Raw genomic sequence first — 16,541 nt, 5'->3', positions numbered from 1 at the left:
AAGCGTTATTTATATTTTAGATAAACACTCTCTATTGAACAATGACAATTTTGTATGAATTTATTTAATAAATTTATCCAGTTTAAACAATAACGAATCGATGGACATCAAAAAAAGCCAACTTTGATAGTTGGCTTTTTTGATGTATTAACATCCCATTTTCCAAGTTTTTATGCTTAAATCTAATAGAAACAAATCATCAGGATCCACAAGTGAAAGTCCTGTTAATTCTTCAATCTTCCTTAAACGGTAAAGTAAAGATTGTCGATGCAAAAATAGTGCTCTAGCTGTTTGGCTGACATTTCCTTGATAATAATTATAAGTACTAATCGTTTCGATTAAGTCAAGATTACGCTGTATATTGTATTCTACTAAAGGCTCAATGGTAGACATAATGATTTCTTTCATATCTGGGTTTTGAAAGAGATTTAATAGTAAACGGTCGATACGAGTATTTTCATACATGAGCCGATGACCAATCCCTTTTTTATTCCTGCCGATATTTAAGGCAATTTTTGCATTCTGATAACTTTCTTTAAAACCGGTAATATCTTCATTGTAATTACCAATCCCCCAAGAAATAATCACATTCGGCAGTAAATTCCTCATGCGGCGATCGACAAGATCTAAAAAGTTCGTGATGCTTTCATTCTTACTATCGAGCGAATGTTCAAGGAAAATTAATAATTTCTCTTCTTGGTAGGTAATCATCACTTCTTTATTTAATGCTTGGGCAGCATAAAAAATTTCTTCTTTTATATAATGTATCATGCTATCAGCCCATTGCTGATAGGCTTCTTCAGTTAATTTCCTTTTCTTAAAAAGGTCTTTTAAATTTTCTGGGGCTCCAATGATACAAAGATATGGAAGGTTAAGATTATATCCAATAATTTCAGCCCTGGAATTTGCCTGCTCCCAAGAATTAAATTCCCCATTAATAAGTTCGTTAATAAAAGATGCATGGAGTTTTATTTTTGTTTCTTCTACAGCATTTTTCCGTGAGAACCAAAGAGCAATGGTAGTCACGGCATGCTCTAACACATTGACAGTATTTTGTGTTAAAAAACAATCCAACAATACATCAGAATTCAAGACGACAAACAAATAATTTTGTGTATTTCCAGACACTTGTATGACCGGAAGCTGTACAATGCAATGATCTTCTATTTTAATCATTTGAATTTTTTGAATCATCGGATCATGCGGGGATGGTGATACAGATTTCATCGCAGGGATGATTCCTTTTACAACATACCCCTTCCAGTTTTCCAATAAATTAGGAATCTCCTGACTTTGGGCATGAATTGTACCGGTTTGATCTGTGATAATGACTGGGAAACCTAAATGCTCGTGTAAATACGTTGATATACAAGCAAGATCTGCCTCTTTTAAAATTAAATTTAAAAGCTCCTGCTGAACTTTTTCTGATCTTTTACTTTCTTCATTGGATACATTATTTAACTTCACCATTACCGATTCTATCACGCTCGAAAAACGTACTTCCCACGGAATTTCAATAATAATAAAATTATTCTTTTCTGCCATTTCGATGACTTCTTTGGGAATTTCATAAATATGTCGTCCTAATGCAACTGCTAGTGCGGATGCCCCAGAATCAATGACATCCTGAACAAATTTTTCAAATTCTTCAATGTTATGACCGCAGCCGATAGCGGTTGTTAGCACAAATTCATTCTTTCGGACAAAGTTCTCAACCGGCATTTCGATTGCGGATACCCATTTAACAGCTCTTTCATTAATTAATTTTGCACCAGCTAACACTTTTGCGTCTTTCATAATCTCTAATTGTAAAATGTCGAATATTTGTAAACTCATAGAAATCCTCCTCATGATGTCCCAATCTTTTGTTATTATTCCTCATTCCACATCTGGATTACGTTTTAAGAAGGGTAGATCGGCCTGCAAAACTATTGTAAAATAATCTTAAGATTAGCTAAAAATAATTATAAAATCCTCATTACCATTCTAGCAAAACCAAACTTTTCAGTAAATTAGGCCAATAGTTGTGTTTATTCCAGAATAAGCTTTAAATTGCCCTATAATCTGTGCTGGAAAAAATTTATGGATATGTATAAAATTATACGTTTTTATCACAAAAAGCAAAAAAAAGGCAGTTCCCCGCAAGATTTAACTTTCTGGGTCCTGGCCTTGGATTAATTGACTTTTAATTTTTCCATTTCAATAATTTTTTTTAGATATTCATATTCATTGTTTTCGAGAATATCGATTTCATTGTTAGTTGCCAATAGAATTTGATTTCGACACTTGGATATTCTTTGGATCATCGGGTGGATCGTCAGGCTTGATAAATTAACAAAATCGTATAAGTCTGATAAACAAACCGGCAGTTTATAGCCCCTATTGCTGCTGGCAATTAACAGCCCGCTATCACGGAGCTTAGAAACTATATTTGATCTAAAGTAATGTTGATTTATTTTGTTCACTCTAATTGCATTAAGATTATCTAAAATTTCTTGCGTAAAGACATATTCATTGGGATTTTCTCTGACGTTAAATAACAGAAACTTGAGGAAATCAATCCTGATCTTTTCATCCAGGTCTTCAGACTTTTTATTTTTCTCAAGATATTGAATGGTTAAATTCACCGATTGTTTAAATATAACCTCATCAAACATGGAGTCCTGATTTCTTGATATGTAATCATGTAAATAGTTTTTGTAGTTTTGTGGCCATAAATTAATCGCGATGATTTTCTTTTTAATGATTTTATTAAAAAGTAGATAATGTTCCGAGTACTGGGTTTGGTCATACCCTTTGGCAATCGTCCCAGCGATGAGATTAGCCAATTGAAGAAGGATCTCTGATGTACTGTTATTAAATCCAAAGGTGGTGTAATTAAATAAATCGGGGATACTCTTTTCGGTTATATAGGTTTTAAATTCTGTCATGAATTCTTTCGATTCCTGTTCAACTAAAACAAGATCGAGTTGTTGAAAGGTTCGATTTAAGTCATCAAATATCAATCGATTCATGTATTTAATAAACGTCTTTTCAAACGTGATACCGCTATCTTCTCTAATTTTTCGTTTATCAACAACATACGCATATATATTAAACGGTAAATCCTTCAGTTCATTTAATAGTTGAATTCTTAGATGAGAATCGTCGATTTTGTCAGATTGCATTTCTTCTGTTTGAAAGTATTTTTGTCTAACCTTCTCAACTTCCTGTTCTAACCATTCTTTCTTAGACTCTTTTGCTAGAATAGCAACGATTATAAAGTGGGTTGAGATATTATTATTTTCAAAATCAAAACTATAATCACCAGACTCATCGACAAACGCAAATTGAATATCGTTCATTTACCCCACCTCACCCAAAAATTCTTACCTGTATACTTATTTCAACAAAATATGATAGAAAACCTTTAAAAAGTTAATTTTTTCCTCATATAATTCAGGAATACAGGCTTAAAAAGAGAAACCGCATGGACAACGATCTTTGCCAAAAAGAAACGAGTAGGAAGAAGGAAATTCTTGATTCACCCGCTGTACTTCGCGCGCAAACTCTACCTCATTTTTAGGGACTTGCGATAAGGAATCCGCCTTTTTCTGTGTATCAATGTGAGCTTCGGGTGGAACAAAGCTTCCGGGCTTAAGGGTGACTCCACCGGTAACAACGGCTCCCGTGGCGACGAAACTCCCTTCTCCGACCTGGGCATTATAAACGATTGTGGAAAAACGGGGGTTGGATTTACCGAGGTCAATGGATTCGAACCTATAAAATAACTATAAATATTAAAGGGACCATTTAAATTATTGGGATTTTGCCACAAACTACATTCCCCTCTTTCTAATAGTTGGAGTCTCCGTGATTAATACTACATATACGTAGATTTTCATGATTCATTCCATTTTCTAGTTATTGACTTGGGTTCAAACAAAAAGGCAGTGATTCTCAAATCACTGCCCTTTTTATCTTTATTCTTTTGTTAGCTTTACAGATTGTACGTCTTGATTACCCATCTCTTTTTCTAACTGCTCCATCCGCGCATCAATCGTACTGTGGAAAAAGGAATGGTTTACCTTTTGTTCTAAACGTTCCAAATAGTTTTCGATGTCCTTAAACTTTGATGAAAATGGATCTGTGTAAGAAGTAGATTCTGAAACCTGATTTATTTTTAGATTAGCACGTGTTACATTTTCCCGCCCCATTAACTCCATTCGGCGAAGATGCATATCCTTTAACTTATGCTTCATTTCTTCATGCTTTTTTTCTAATTCACTTAACTGTTCAGTTACTTGGCCAAGAGATGAATTTAGACGCTCGGCACGCTCTGAATATTGCTGATGCTCTGCCGATGCAAATTGATAGAGTTCTGTTTCCCCTGCTTTTAAAGCAATCTCTGCTTGGTACTTTCTTTTTTCTGCCCGTTCTGTTGCCTGAAGAAATTCTCGTGTAAATTCATCCCTCAAACTAGCCTGACGTTCGAAAAGCTTGCTAACTTTTTCGGTCTCCTGCTCACACTGACGAAGATATTGATTAAGTAAATCGATTGGATTATGTGTTTCCTTGTGTTGACGTGTTTCATTCAAATCAGCAATAATGAGATCTTTAATTTTAGTTAATAAGTTTGCCATGTTCATTTTCCCCTTTGTAATTAATATTTTTTTAAATCATTCCACTGTTTATCAAAATTCTCAAATGGGTCTGATTCCTTGTTAACGGGTGGCTTTTTGTTTTTATTCCACTGTTTATATACCAGAAGCAATACATAAGCCGCGCCTACTCCGATCAGAGCCGGGATATGGTGGATTGTTGCTGAAAGGACAATTAAGCCAATGATAATTAACCCAATTTTCCAACCAATTGATTCAGCCTTCAAAAACTGTTTATAAATAAAGTAAAGAATAGCTAGGCTTACCAGTAAACCGATCATCGGACCGATCGTTTTTAGTAAAATAAATGCTGCAATGCCGCCTACTAAAAGTAACCCAAATTTTTTCATGTTATGATCCTCCTTTGTTTTATTCATCTAAATTGACCTGCGTTTTTTCATATCGTTATCTTGATTTCATCTTACCTTTTTTCAACCTCTTTCATAATTGCTCTTTAGCTTGATTTTCCACTAAGACCTAAGACGTAGTTGCTATCAGACTGATGCAATAGAAAAAACTTATGGAGGAAAAAAGCCCACACTCTGTTTTGAAGATGCAAGTGAGTGTGAGGTTTGGTTGATTTTTGTAAAGATTTAGTACTATAGGATTGTCTTTCAAAAAACAGAAAAGTCAAACTTTTCATTCGAGATCTATCTGTTATAATTAAAATAACCCAATTCGTCCATATTTTGGTGAAATACTAAAAAGTATTTACCTTCAGGTAGATTCTTTTTTATATAATCCATTTCAGGAGGTTATCTATGTATAAAATCAAGAATAAAGAAAAACTTTTCATTTACACCGGCCCAGATGGTTCAGGAAGAAAAACGATTGCCAAAATGGTTGCAACTGCGTTTGATATGGAAACAGTCATCTCCTACACAACACGTTCTCCTCGTCATTACGAAAAAAATGGGGAAGACTACCATTTTATTAACGAGGAAACATTCAATAAGATGAAAGAGAAGCAGGAGTTTCTTGAATGCGTCGAAATCGATGGAATACACTATGGCATTCGAGAAGAGGATATTGTAAAGGCATTTGAATCCCATACCCTCGTTTATCTAACGTTAAATCCTGAGGGAACTGAAAAATTAAAGAAGATGTATGGTGAACGTGTTATGCGCTTTTTCATATTCGCCGACCGCGATACAGTCATAGAGCGACAAAAAGCACGAAAAGATAATGATCAAGACATTGCCCGTCATATGGCTCATTATGATGAAACCATGAATTATAAAAACATCTGTGAACATGTCTTTGAAAATTATGATTCGCCCCAAGTTTCCTTTCAAATCAGTGAAGTAATTGAAGATTTTCTTGAAAGAGGATTCATAGTAACCGATTATTAAAATAGAAATAAAGGTGTCAGGCACCCTTTTGGTGCCTGACACCTTTATTTTTATGGCTGATTACTTGTTTGATAATTTTTCAAGTTCACTAAAGACTGCTTCATAATCTTCTTTCTTGTCCGCTTTAAATGAGGTGTTTATGTAGGTTATCACGCCAGCTTTATCCACCACAAAGACTGATCGAATCGCTGTTCCGCCTTTTTCGTTGAAGACATAATAACTTTTTACCGTTTGTTTAAACCAATCTGATAATAAGGGGTATGGCAGGGTTCCCATACTCGCGGCAAAGACTCTGTGGGAGTGGATATGGTCCACACTAATCCCAAGTACTTCTGCATTTAATTGCTCGAATCGTTTGTAATCCTCTTTCCAAGAGGAAATTTCCTTAATTCAGCCGGGTGTAAAGTCCATTCCATAAAAGGCAACGACTATGTTTTTCTTCCCGCGATAATCAGACAAGGAAATCTTTTCCTTTGTTGTTGCCGATAATGAAAAGTTCGGGGCTATTTCACCAATCTGTAAAGATGATTCCAAAACTTATCCCTCCTTACTGATCCAATTAAGAAATTCCAAGCGATCCTAGGAATTATTCACATTTTTGCTAGATGACTTCTGAATTGGAGCATGCTGTGGCCGTTCTGGGTAGGAAGCCTTTCCTTCATCGGGACCCGTAAGATCATTTCTTTGGTCTAGAACTTTCCCAGTATATTCAATCGGATTATTCTTTGGCATTGAGTCACCTCCTATTTATGCACAAGTATCTTATTAACTTTTCTGATTTGGAAATTTCAACTTTTGTTCGGCTTCACTCATATTCGGGTTGCTTCTGGGTTTACTTTTGTTTAACGCCTTCTTTAATTCAATACTAGCATCAACGCCGGTATTGTATTTTTGGTCCATGATTCTCCCTCCTTTTTGTTTTATTATGAACCTAATTAATAGTGTTTAAAACGGTTCGAAATAATTTATAAAAAAAGTCTTCTAAACCTTGATATAAAGCCATTTGTTCGAATGGAATTAAATGTAAACTAAACTCAATTCGGCATGAAATCGGCACGATTTCGGCACGTCGTGAAGCCGCATGACTAAATAATAAAAAACCTCCACGGCCATCGCCATGGAGGAAAAAGAAAAAAGCTATTCAAGAAAGGAGATGACCAATGTCACCAATAGGAAATCAGTGAAGGCATACATTTCAACAATAGAGAATGAGAAACCGAAAGAATGGCTTGAAACTACCATTAATTATTATGGGGATGTGTTATTTTTTTATACGGTTCACCTACCTGATTACAGGAGGTTTCCTTGTAAACTTTTGCTCTTGCCATTGTGTCGCCATTTCAACGATTTTTCTTTCTTGACTACATATTTCAGATATAAATGTGTGGACATCGGGAGGAATGATACTGGCTTGCTTTTCGAGAAAATTTTCTGTTGGACTTAAGGCAGCTAGAATGTTCAAAGAAATGATCCGCTCCTTTGGAATTGAATTAAACCATATTCTTATGATAGTCTTCGAATAAGCAATTTATATCTTGCCGCTTCATCACCTTTCAGACTCGGAAAATCTGGAGGGATTTTTGATGTGGACGCTAATTTTGCATTTATAATATTTTCCTTATTAAACTAAAGCACCCGTTAGCTGAAGAAGACCGAATGACATTAGATAATACTTTCCCTTTTAATGTCAATCAAATCAGGGTCTAGTTCTTCAAGTTTATCTTCGAATTCTTCCCAACCATTTTGTCTAATAAATTCTGCTTCCTTCGAAGTAATTGGAATTAACCAAGCCATTATTATAGTTTTTTTATCATCTACTTTAAAAGCATCAAATGAATCTGGAAAGTAACCTGGAATAGTAACATAAAGGGCTTCTAAATTTGAATCATCAAAAATTGGTCCATTTGGTCCAATTACATCTCCTCTTAAGAATGCTTTCCTAGAATCTAAAGCCATTTGGCTAACTTGTGCCAATAATGCAGGTATGTTTAAATTTCCAATATTGGAGTATGAAACGAAAATTAATTCTTGCCAAATTTGTTTTCCTGAAACATAGGAAGTCAATGAAACTTTATTTAATCCCAAAGTAGAAAATGTTTTAGTACCAGAATAAGGACCTTTACTGTATTTTGCAATTTGAACAGGAAGTCGTTCGCCTCTATCATCATTAGTCCAGCCACATTCAATCGTACCTAGATAATCCTCTAAAAACTGTATAAATTTATCCATTTGTCCACCTTCATCTATACGAACTTTACTTATATTTCTCCTTAAATTACTCGAATCCCTTCTTCAACTATCCTGCCCCGTTAGTTGAGTAACGAAAAAGAAAAAAGGACTGCCAAGGACAGTCCATTCGTTGTTCAACTCAAGCACCCGTTAGTTAAACAAGATTTTATCAATGTATAAGTCTTATCTATCAGACCTTCTTTTTAAGAAAAAGATACCCAATAAAAAAATAATAACCCAATATAGTGCATCAATTATACCACTTAATATAACACTTTGAATGTGAATGCCATTGGCACGTAGTATTGATTTAATAACAACAAAAAAAATTCCAGCAAAAATGTAAAAAATCACGATATTTTTGAAGGTCATAAATTTACTCCCTTTATGTTTTGTTTTTGAATATTTTACTACATAGTTCGTAAAAAGGTACAAATTCCTTCCTCAACTAAACTGCTACCGTTAGTACAAGAAAAAAAAGACCGCCGAAGCGATCCACATCTTAAACTCAAGCACCCGTTAGTTGAAGATGATTGAATTTTATTAGACGCTAGGAATTACATCAATTTAATCAAACCAAATTTTTGCAACTTTAGTTAGTTAAAATAAAAAATGATGTAAGGTACTTAAAATAATTAAAATAATAACAACAATAAACTCTCTTTTATATTCTCTATCTACTTTTCCCAAATAAGTTTTAAACCTTTTATCTTTAAGATCCATTTTTAGTTCTTTATGATGCCTTATAGACCGCAAAATATTATAAACTACGAATAAAATTACTAAAACATTAAAAATGATTTTTATATTATCCATTATTTCGTCCTCAAGAATTATTTTTTCTTGTAATATAAAAATATTATACCAATTCAATTGATTTCTGTAATTTGGGGGAATTTTGCCTTTTTCCATAGAATTTCAATTTTTCCTTATTCCACTAAACTGCCTCGTTAGTGGAACAAAAAAGGGGCAACCGTAGCAACTCCGTGTTCAACTCAAGCACCCAGTTGAATAAGAACTACTTTACTTCTAAGACGAAGGCATAAAAAGCATCGCTATGTGATAAGTTCTTTTCATTTTCGTCCATCCACCAAACTCCGTAAGAATAATAATAAACCCCTTTTTGTGTAGGTGCGGAAAAATAATTATCTTTAACTTCAACTTCAGATACTTTGTTATTACTTATCTGCACAACATGAATTTGTAATATAGGAATGTGATAAGACCAACGTTCCTTTTTTACGAAAATATTATCCGTAATCATATTTTTATACATTGTTGATTCTAATGGGTTTTGCGTGATTTCCGTACAATATTTTCCGAAATTGATTGCATAAAAGGTAAAACGCAATTTTGCGTTGAATATCAAAAATGTTACCCTAAGCCCGCCCGTATCAGGGAAAAAACACGTTTAAGAAGTGAGGACCATGTTGCCCTCTGTTGGCACCACAGGTACCTAAACAAAATTCTGGTGCAAAATGAAAAGCACTCCCGAAGGAATGCCTTTATAAATAGGTTTTCATAATTTTTATTTGAAATGCATTTAAATTGTTTGAAAAGTAAATATAATTAAACATTGCTGATGTGAACACTATAAATTGTGTGGTAAGACCAATAATTACGTATATCCAACTTGTCAAATCATTCTGTAAATTCCAAATTAAAACTATAGATGTTAAAAAAGAGAATGCTGAACTAATAAATAACGAACCTAAACTATGGATTGTGCTTAAAAGGTGACTGTATCTACCTTCTAAGTATTTTCTTGTTTCTTCATTTTGATTGAGCAAGACCATGTGCCATACATATTCAAATTGATAATAATCTTCATTTGTATCATTGCCCCACTCAGCGTGCTTCGGAAAGTTACTTCCAATTTTGTTGGCAATTTCATCATAATTTCGACTCTTATTAGTAACATTAGCAACCCAAATAATTCCAAAATATATTTGATGGAAAATATAACCGACAGGGACACCCAAAGCAGCCAAGGAAATTAATAATGCTAAACCTTTGGATAACTCTAATGATTTGACATCTAAAATATTAATGTCCTTCAAGAAAATAAAAGCATAGAACAACCAAAAAATAAAGACCCAGCCAGGGATTCCCCAGCGTATTAAATACTTTGTTTCAAATTTCATGATTCACCTCCATTCCCAATATTCGACATATAGGTCTAAATTCCTTGTTAAAAAATAAAAAAGGATACGGAATAATCCGTACCTTACTTTTGTTGCTTCATTATTCTACGTCTTATATCTCAAGCACGATGAGTTGAATAAGAAAATCATCACCATTCTTTATCAGAGCCTTGTTATTAACTAAAAAGGCAGATCATCAACCATCGCCTTTTTAAATTCCTGATCCTCTAATTCCCTCACCAAATCAGTAATATTTTGAGTACCGTTTATAATCACCTTTTCTAACTGTGCATGGTGAGACATTTCTTTCTTGATTTGTTTCCACCACTGGAGAGCAACTATTTCTCGTTTCCGACCTTTTAACTGAAAAGATCCACACTGCAAACTTTTGCTGCCAGCATCATAATGAATTTCAATCATAATGTTCATTTCATTAAAACCCTCTCCAGTAAATTTCTGTATTTTCGATATAAATTTAGGATAAGAGAACGATAAAAAAAGAGCAAATTTGTTCATAAAGTTGTCGAAAGGAATAAAAAGAAACTAGTCGAAATTTCTTTAATAAGGAGGTGAATTTATGGCAACAAAACTAATAACTGTTCTAAGAGCGCAATCGGAGATAAGAAGGCTTAAACAGTACATAACTTTGGTAGAGGAATATCAAACAGATACCTTGGAAAAATGGATTATCAAGGAGTATGCTTATACGAACAGCATTACAGAGGTTGTTAAGAGAGCTAATGCCAAAGGAATTACTCTTGACCAAATTTACGCAAAATCAGTTTTAAAAGGAAAAGCAAGTGATGCGCTTCATAGAATGTTAAGGTCAGGCTATCTTGCACGATTGAAACCTAAAAAAGAAAGACTTTACTGACCTTTACATATTTTAAGTCCATTCTAGGCAAAGAGGTTGCTCTTTACTTTTTTTATGACCTAAAAAAGACCACTTGTTGTGGTCTGAATTTTTTTAAATGTTCAACTAAAGCTACCCGTTAATTGAACAAGGCAGCGCTTGCAATTTATTTGCTCTGTCATTTAAATAAGGTAATGTCTTTATTCTCCAATCATTCTAACGAACCTTCGTAATCTTCTTTGTACATCCATATGAATCCATAAGCTTTTCTTATTTTACCACTGCAACATTCAGAAATATTGGAAGTACCTTTTCCTAGTTCTTTAGCAGCTTCGGTCAAACTTGAATATTCATTGATGAAATTACCGTTTAAATCTAATTTAACGATGTTTCTTTTTCCTATATATTTTACTTCATTAAGTATTCGAGTGTAACCATTCTCTTCATAATCACCTTTGTACATCCATTTGAAACCATGAGCTGTTTTTTGTCTGCCTATGCAACATGCCGAAATCGAATCATGGCTTTTTCCAATTTCATTGGCAGCTTCGGTCAAACTTGAATATTCATTGATGAAATTACCGTTTAAATCTAATTTAACGACACTTTTTTTTAATTTATTTTCTCTTTCATAAAATATTGGGATACAATTATTAGCTTCATAATCATCTTTGTACATCCATTTGAAACCGCCTGCAGTGTCTCTTATGCCTCTACAACATGAAGAAATTCCAACATAAAGTATTCCATTTTCATTGGCTGCTTCGATCATTCTATCCCAATATTTCATGAAATTTCCATCTAAAGTTAATTGGACGATTTCTTTTGGATGAATGAGATCGTATCCACCTTGCGTTAAATAAGATCTAATTGTAGTATCAGATAATTTCATGATTTCAGCAATTTCTACTGCTCTCTTACCTTGGCTATACATATCACCCGCCCTTATCACTAAACTTTTGTATGCTGCTTCATGACATTTGAGCCAATCAATGTGTTCAAGGTCAAATAGACTTGCCAAACGACTGGATAGTATGCTGTTTTTGATATACTCCATTGTTGACTCTCTACAATCCAACGACACATAAATTTCAATCCCATTTTCTATGGCTAGCGCTTCTTTTATTTGGTCATTTTCTTGTTCTTCTTTTAACGTTTTAACTTTGGCACCTTTTCTAGTTCCTTGCTTAAAGTGTTGTTCACCATGAGATTCAATGATCATTTTTCGAGAAGGGATATGAAAATCATATATTTTCTTTCCACGTAACTTTGGATTGGTATGGGCTATATTTTTCGACCAATCAAATGTTTTTTGATATTCAAAATCAATAGTTAATTGTTCTTTTAATTGTTCTAAAAAATTAAAAACAAACTTTTCTGGATAACTCACCCCATCTGAACATTTTTGGCATGAAAATCCTTGTCTAACTAAATTACTAATTCTCAATTTTTTTTCGTTACCACACTGAGGGCAGTTCCAAAAATAATCATCACTAGTTCCAAAAGATATATCTTTTGGCGTCTTAGGATTGTTTTCACTAAAATAAGTTAATAAATATTCCAGCCCATTTGTTTTAACATAATATTCTAATGATTTTTCATATGGAATGTTATCTTTTCTTACTGACCACGATGCAAACCTCCCACATTTACGACATCTATCTTTTCCATCGCGACCTCTACTCCTCAAGATAGTAGAGTATGATTGTTCAGGAATTTTTTCCTTACAGTCATCACAAACTTTCGTTAGTTTTACATTTGAACCTTTTGTCAAATCTTCAACTTTAACCAATATTTTTACATGTCGAAAATGCCCTCGATCATCCCTATATATGGGTATGTCATATCCCAATGCTTCATAATGCTTAACAGTTTTTCCATCTAAACCAACCTCAACTTCTTTTTCCAGTATAGCCAATCTTTTTTTCTCCTTATCTTTACATATTTATGTCTTCACACTATTTATTTTAATTATACAGCATATACTATTCCACAACTTTCGCTAATCTGCCTTTTAGTTTTAAAAAAAATGCCAACCTATGGATATGGTTGACTCAATAATGATCAATTCAAAACCATCACTCCGACAACACTATCGAATGCCACCCGTTCAAATTAGGCTTCACTTCAATCCGCAGTTCATGAGTTATTGGATCGACATAATGTACACGCCCTGTAATGTCGTGCGTAAATCCCTCATCCCATTCGGTTAGTTTTACCGCATGATTGTATTCTGTTGCGTATGCTAGTTCACTAAAAAGAGCAAGCAATGCAGAAATATAGAGCTTAAAAAATAACATAAACAGCTATATTAAAATAGCTGCTTTTATCATTTCTTAATAAATTTCAATAACGAATCATCTTTTAATTTACTTTCACCTTTAGGCAATAGATCGGTTAGTTGCTTGATGATGGCTGCATAATTTTTGGTCATTTGATTGTACAATTGTGTAATTGGTTTTTTTCGTTCAAATTCAATTTGTTTTTCTTTTGATTGGCAATACATTTCGGTAGCTCCATTTTGATGAATATCTTTTTCATAATCTGATAAAGTTACTCTCAAAAATGATGCTCGCTCAATTAAGCCTATAATCAAATTCCGAGCATTTTTGGGTATATCTTTATAAATTTTTAAAAGTCGTTCTTCTTCCGCTTTAATTCTGCCATCTATCGTTAAATCTCGAGAAAAATCATGGGCATTTTTCATAAAACAACTCCTTTCATGTTTCGAAATATGGGGTGTCTCTGTAAATTCATCACGCAGAAAAATTCTTGTTCCTCCATCGGTTCCCAAAGGGTATAGATTTAAAATTTTTAAGGGGGACTAGGAATTATTTTTTTTTGAAAATATTTTTCATTTTTATTTTATTAATCATGCTTCCATATAATATAAGTTATCAAAGCAACTAGAAATACCGAAGTTAAAACAAAACTTAGCGATATCATCCCAGTTCTTTCATCAACAAATCTTTTAATGTAGTTTCAACATCGGTTGTGCTGGAGATGGCACCGAATCTTTTTTCATATTTCGTAATCATCTCATCATTCAACGAAAGATTGAGATGAACATGTTTTAACTGTCGCTTCCGCATTTGCTCCTGCCGCCTTACTTCCTGCTCTTGATGAACCTGTTGAAGTTGTCTGGTTCTGGTATAAACTAAACTTCTAACAAACATTTCAACCGTCATCCCTGCTTGCTTGGATGCTCTGATCAATCTGTCAACGGTATCAATAGGAAAACTAAACGTCAGCCAATCCTTTACAGGTTCTTCCCCTGTCTCTGGTAGTACAATCTCTGTTACACCGTCAAACCCTTCAATGGTATCTTTTACATAACTTTTATACCCAAGCCCATTCCATACACATACAGTCATAATAAGGGAGTATTCTGCCTTTGTCAGTTTCAATGTCACTTTATCTTCTGTCTTTTCTGTTTCAGGTTTGGAGAACAATTGAAAACCCCGTTCCTTCTTTGGTTCATTGTTCGTTACTTTTTCTTTAGTAATTTTCATTTACAATACCATTCCTTTTAGTTTTAATAGTTCAAGTTTTTCATATTCCATTTGATATTGCTGTAACTTCGATAGTTGAGATTGTGCCGCAATTTTATTTGATGAAGTAGCCGCCGCTTTTCCTGTTGTTGTTGATTTTGCTGATGGAAACGTTTTTAAATTAGACCGCTGCATTGTGTTATCCTCAAACAAAATCCCATCAATAAACCTATGAAGTAACGCTTGCTCTGGTGTTAGCCATGTCTCATCGTCTAACATAGTTAATAATTCCGCTTCGGTTTTTCCTGTTTTAATCCGATAAGCATTCGCCAATGTTTGATTAACATTTTTTAAGACACCGCTCATATGATCCATGTCCCTGTGATCGCCACTTGCGCCGCCTATCCACGCATTGTGGATCATTAATTGACTAGTAGGTGACATAAGTACTTGATCCCCCGCCATGGCCACCACAGACGCCGCGGACGCCGCTAGACCGACAATGTTCACCGTAACATATCCACCGTTCATACTGTAGGCTTTCAGAGCAGAATAGATTTCACTTCCTGCGAAAACATCCCCGCCGCCGCTATTTATTTCGACTTCTACTGGTTTTCCGTTCGCATCCTCTAGTTGTCGATGGATCATTTTCGGACTGACCGCGGCTATATCAAGATATTCATAAACCCAATAGTCACTATCTGATACAATGACACCTTTTATATTAATCTTTTTCGCCATTTCATTTGGCCTTCTTTCATTTAATAAAATGTAGGGATCGTAAATGATTTATTATTCAAGACTTCTTTTGCTTCCACTTCCATTCCTCGATGTTTCAATTGCTCCAATTCGAATGACGCTTTTTCCCTTGGGGACATTGATTGAATCGATTCCTTTGTCATTACCCTTCTTACTAACCAATCATTTTGCCATTTTTTGATTTTTTCGGGATTCTGTTTTCTATAATCACGCAAGTAATTTCGCATATATTCATTTCTGCTTAGTCGGATTAATTCTTGTTCGTCCATATCATTAATAAATGATTTTTCCATTTATAACACCTCGTTTATTTAACTTATTATTTAATTTTATTATTCCTATAGGAATTAATCTTTATTCTTAAGGCATGCTATTAGTAATACTGATTTTTCGCCAATTCTTACTATCACCGTCCACACAAAAAAACCGATCCCTTTGGAGGATTGGTTTTTGTTTTGTTTTATATTTTTAATTCACTTGATTTTCAAATAATTCTTCCGTCGACGGATTTTCTGCTAAAAATTTATTTAATGCCATTGCCGTTTGATAAGCAATCAAATTTTCTTTAGTCCAATCATCGCCCCAAATTGACCAACTATATTCGATCAATTCATCAAGCGCATTTTGTACCGCGACGATTGCAAAATATTGTTTTTGTTTGATTCGGCTTTTTTCACATTGGTCTTGAAACATCATTACCATTCCTTCGGATTCTGATTTCGTCTAACTTTATCTAATCGTTTTCCTTAGGTTGATTTGTTTTTATTCATTATTATTTTTCACATAATTAAGATAATTTAAACAAGGAGATCCAATCTTATTATCTAACACCGTTAAAAAATGTAAAAAATCATTTCTACAATTTTGAAAAAAAATATTTACTAGCCAACTTTTTCATCTTACTAGCCAACTTTTATCCACTTTTTACCCTTTTTTAAAAAAAGTTGGCTAAGGTTCAGCCCTTGGTATCACTGAGTTTTTGAAGATTTTTAGCCAATTTAGCCAACTTTTTTCCAACTACTCTATATTATTTTTCTATATATTTTTTTCTACTTCTTTTTTTTACATAAAAT

General features: G+C 33.8%; 21 protein-coding genes. 2 read left to right on the top strand and 19 right to left on the bottom strand.

What is annotated here, in order from left to right; all coding sequences use genetic code 11:
* Positions 1 to 147: 147 nt before the first annotated feature.
* The 4 genes from ACJ004_RS21185 to ACJ004_RS21170 all read right to left on the bottom strand — a co-directional run bounded on the left by ACJ004_RS21185 (position 148) and on the right by ACJ004_RS21170 (position 4,990).
* Positions 148 to 1,836, bottom strand: a complete 1,689-nt coding sequence (locus ACJ004_RS21185; RefSeq protein WP_410895124.1) for a PucR family transcriptional regulator — start codon at positions 1,834 to 1,836, stop codon at positions 148 to 150.
* A gap of 338 nt (positions 1,837 to 2,174) precedes the next feature.
* A complete protein-coding gene (locus tag ACJ004_RS21180; RefSeq protein ID WP_410895123.1) occupies positions 2,175 to 3,344 on the bottom strand; it encodes a DUF3800 domain-containing protein in 1,170 nt (389 codons plus the stop codon).
* 618 nt (positions 3,345 to 3,962) lie between these two features.
* On the bottom strand, positions 3,963 to 4,622 hold the full coding sequence (locus ACJ004_RS21175) for a PspA/IM30 family protein (protein ID WP_410895122.1): 660 nt from the start codon (positions 4,620 to 4,622) through the stop codon (positions 3,963 to 3,965).
* A 20-nt stretch (positions 4,623 to 4,642) separates the two neighbouring features.
* The gene (locus ACJ004_RS21170) at positions 4,643 to 4,990 is read right to left on the bottom strand and encodes a lmo0954 family membrane protein (protein WP_410895121.1); all 348 of its coding nucleotides are present in this window, start codon (positions 4,988 to 4,990) and stop codon (positions 4,643 to 4,645) included.
* A 411-nt stretch (positions 4,991 to 5,401) separates the two neighbouring features.
* Between ACJ004_RS21170 and ACJ004_RS21165 the strand changes: the two genes are divergently transcribed.
* Positions 5,402 to 5,992 (top strand): guanylate kinase, encoded by a 591-nt coding sequence (locus ACJ004_RS21165; RefSeq protein ID WP_410895120.1) that lies wholly within the window; start codon positions 5,402 to 5,404, stop codon positions 5,990 to 5,992.
* A 60-nt stretch (positions 5,993 to 6,052) separates the two neighbouring features.
* Here the strand turns inward: ACJ004_RS21165 and ACJ004_RS21160 are convergent, their stop codons facing one another.
* The 8 genes from ACJ004_RS21160 to ACJ004_RS21125 form a co-directional block, all read right to left on the bottom strand.
* Entirely contained in the window at positions 6,053 to 6,526 is a 474-nt protein-coding gene (locus ACJ004_RS21160; RefSeq protein ID WP_410895119.1) for a redoxin domain-containing protein, read from the bottom strand.
* Positions 6,527 to 6,571: 45 nt separating this feature from the next.
* Positions 6,572 to 6,724: a hypothetical protein gene (locus tag ACJ004_RS21155; protein ID WP_410895118.1), complete on the bottom strand. Its 153-nt coding sequence runs from the start codon at positions 6,722 to 6,724 to the stop codon at positions 6,572 to 6,574.
* Between the two features lie 33 nt (positions 6,725 to 6,757).
* Positions 6,758 to 6,892: a hypothetical protein gene (locus tag ACJ004_RS21150; protein ID WP_410895117.1), complete on the bottom strand. Its 135-nt coding sequence runs from the start codon at positions 6,890 to 6,892 to the stop codon at positions 6,758 to 6,760.
* Between the two features lie 762 nt (positions 6,893 to 7,654).
* Positions 7,655 to 8,221: a suppressor of fused domain protein gene (locus ACJ004_RS21145; RefSeq protein WP_410895116.1), complete on the bottom strand. Its 567-nt coding sequence runs from the start codon at positions 8,219 to 8,221 to the stop codon at positions 7,655 to 7,657.
* A 600-nt stretch (positions 8,222 to 8,821) separates the two neighbouring features.
* The gene (locus tag ACJ004_RS21140) at positions 8,822 to 9,133 is read right to left on the bottom strand and encodes a hypothetical protein (protein WP_410895115.1); all 312 of its coding nucleotides are present in this window, start codon (positions 9,131 to 9,133) and stop codon (positions 8,822 to 8,824) included.
* A gap of 106 nt (positions 9,134 to 9,239) precedes the next feature.
* The gene (locus ACJ004_RS21135; RefSeq protein WP_410895114.1) at positions 9,240 to 9,572 is read right to left on the bottom strand and encodes a hypothetical protein; all 333 of its coding nucleotides are present in this window, start codon (positions 9,570 to 9,572) and stop codon (positions 9,240 to 9,242) included.
* A gap of 154 nt (positions 9,573 to 9,726) precedes the next feature.
* Positions 9,727 to 10,365: a BA5345 family protein gene (locus tag ACJ004_RS21130; protein WP_410895113.1), complete on the bottom strand. Its 639-nt coding sequence runs from the start codon at positions 10,363 to 10,365 to the stop codon at positions 9,727 to 9,729.
* A gap of 180 nt (positions 10,366 to 10,545) precedes the next feature.
* Positions 10,546 to 10,794 carry a hypothetical protein gene (locus ACJ004_RS21125; protein WP_410895112.1) on the bottom strand — a complete coding sequence of 83 codons (249 nt, stop codon included), beginning with the start codon at positions 10,792 to 10,794 and terminating at the stop codon, positions 10,546 to 10,548.
* Between the two features lie 148 nt (positions 10,795 to 10,942).
* On the opposite strand from ACJ004_RS21125, the gene ACJ004_RS21120 reads away from it, so the two are divergent.
* On the top strand, positions 10,943 to 11,239 hold the full coding sequence (locus ACJ004_RS21120; protein WP_410895111.1) for a hypothetical protein: 297 nt from the start codon (positions 10,943 to 10,945) through the stop codon (positions 11,237 to 11,239).
* A gap of 190 nt (positions 11,240 to 11,429) precedes the next feature.
* Here ACJ004_RS21120 and ACJ004_RS21115 read toward each other — a convergent pair whose 3' ends face one another.
* The 7 genes from ACJ004_RS21115 to ACJ004_RS21085 all read right to left on the bottom strand — a co-directional run bounded on the left by ACJ004_RS21115 (position 11,430) and on the right by ACJ004_RS21085 (position 16,161).
* Entirely contained in the window at positions 11,430 to 13,136 is a 1,707-nt protein-coding gene (locus ACJ004_RS21115; RefSeq protein WP_410895110.1) for an NUMOD1 domain-containing DNA-binding protein, read from the bottom strand.
* Between the two features lie 160 nt (positions 13,137 to 13,296).
* The gene (locus ACJ004_RS21110) at positions 13,297 to 13,518 is read right to left on the bottom strand and encodes a YolD-like family protein (protein WP_410895109.1); all 222 of its coding nucleotides are present in this window, start codon (positions 13,516 to 13,518) and stop codon (positions 13,297 to 13,299) included.
* 29 nt (positions 13,519 to 13,547) lie between these two features.
* Complete coding sequence (locus ACJ004_RS21105; RefSeq protein ID WP_410895108.1) at positions 13,548 to 13,925, bottom strand: hypothetical protein; 378 nt, start codon at positions 13,923 to 13,925, stop codon at positions 13,548 to 13,550.
* Between the two features lie 235 nt (positions 13,926 to 14,160).
* Complete coding sequence (locus ACJ004_RS21100; RefSeq protein ID WP_410895107.1) at positions 14,161 to 14,730, bottom strand: hypothetical protein; 570 nt, start codon at positions 14,728 to 14,730, stop codon at positions 14,161 to 14,163.
* Positions 14,731 to 15,450, bottom strand: a complete 720-nt coding sequence (locus ACJ004_RS21095) for a head maturation protease, ClpP-related (protein ID WP_410895106.1) — start codon at positions 15,448 to 15,450, stop codon at positions 14,731 to 14,733.
* Between the two features lie 20 nt (positions 15,451 to 15,470).
* Positions 15,471 to 15,761: a hypothetical protein gene (locus ACJ004_RS21090; protein ID WP_410895105.1), complete on the bottom strand. Its 291-nt coding sequence runs from the start codon at positions 15,759 to 15,761 to the stop codon at positions 15,471 to 15,473.
* Between the two features lie 175 nt (positions 15,762 to 15,936).
* Entirely contained in the window at positions 15,937 to 16,161 is a 225-nt protein-coding gene (locus tag ACJ004_RS21085) for a hypothetical protein (RefSeq protein ID WP_410895104.1), read from the bottom strand.
* Between the last annotated feature and the right edge of the window lie 380 nt (positions 16,162 to 16,541).

Source organism: Neobacillus sp. 204 (assembly GCF_046562815.1).
Classification (GTDB): Bacteria; Bacillota; Bacilli; order Bacillales; family Cytobacillaceae; genus Neobacillus.
Note: the sequence above shows the minus strand (reverse complement) of the source record. Positions and strands in the feature narration are given on the sequence as shown.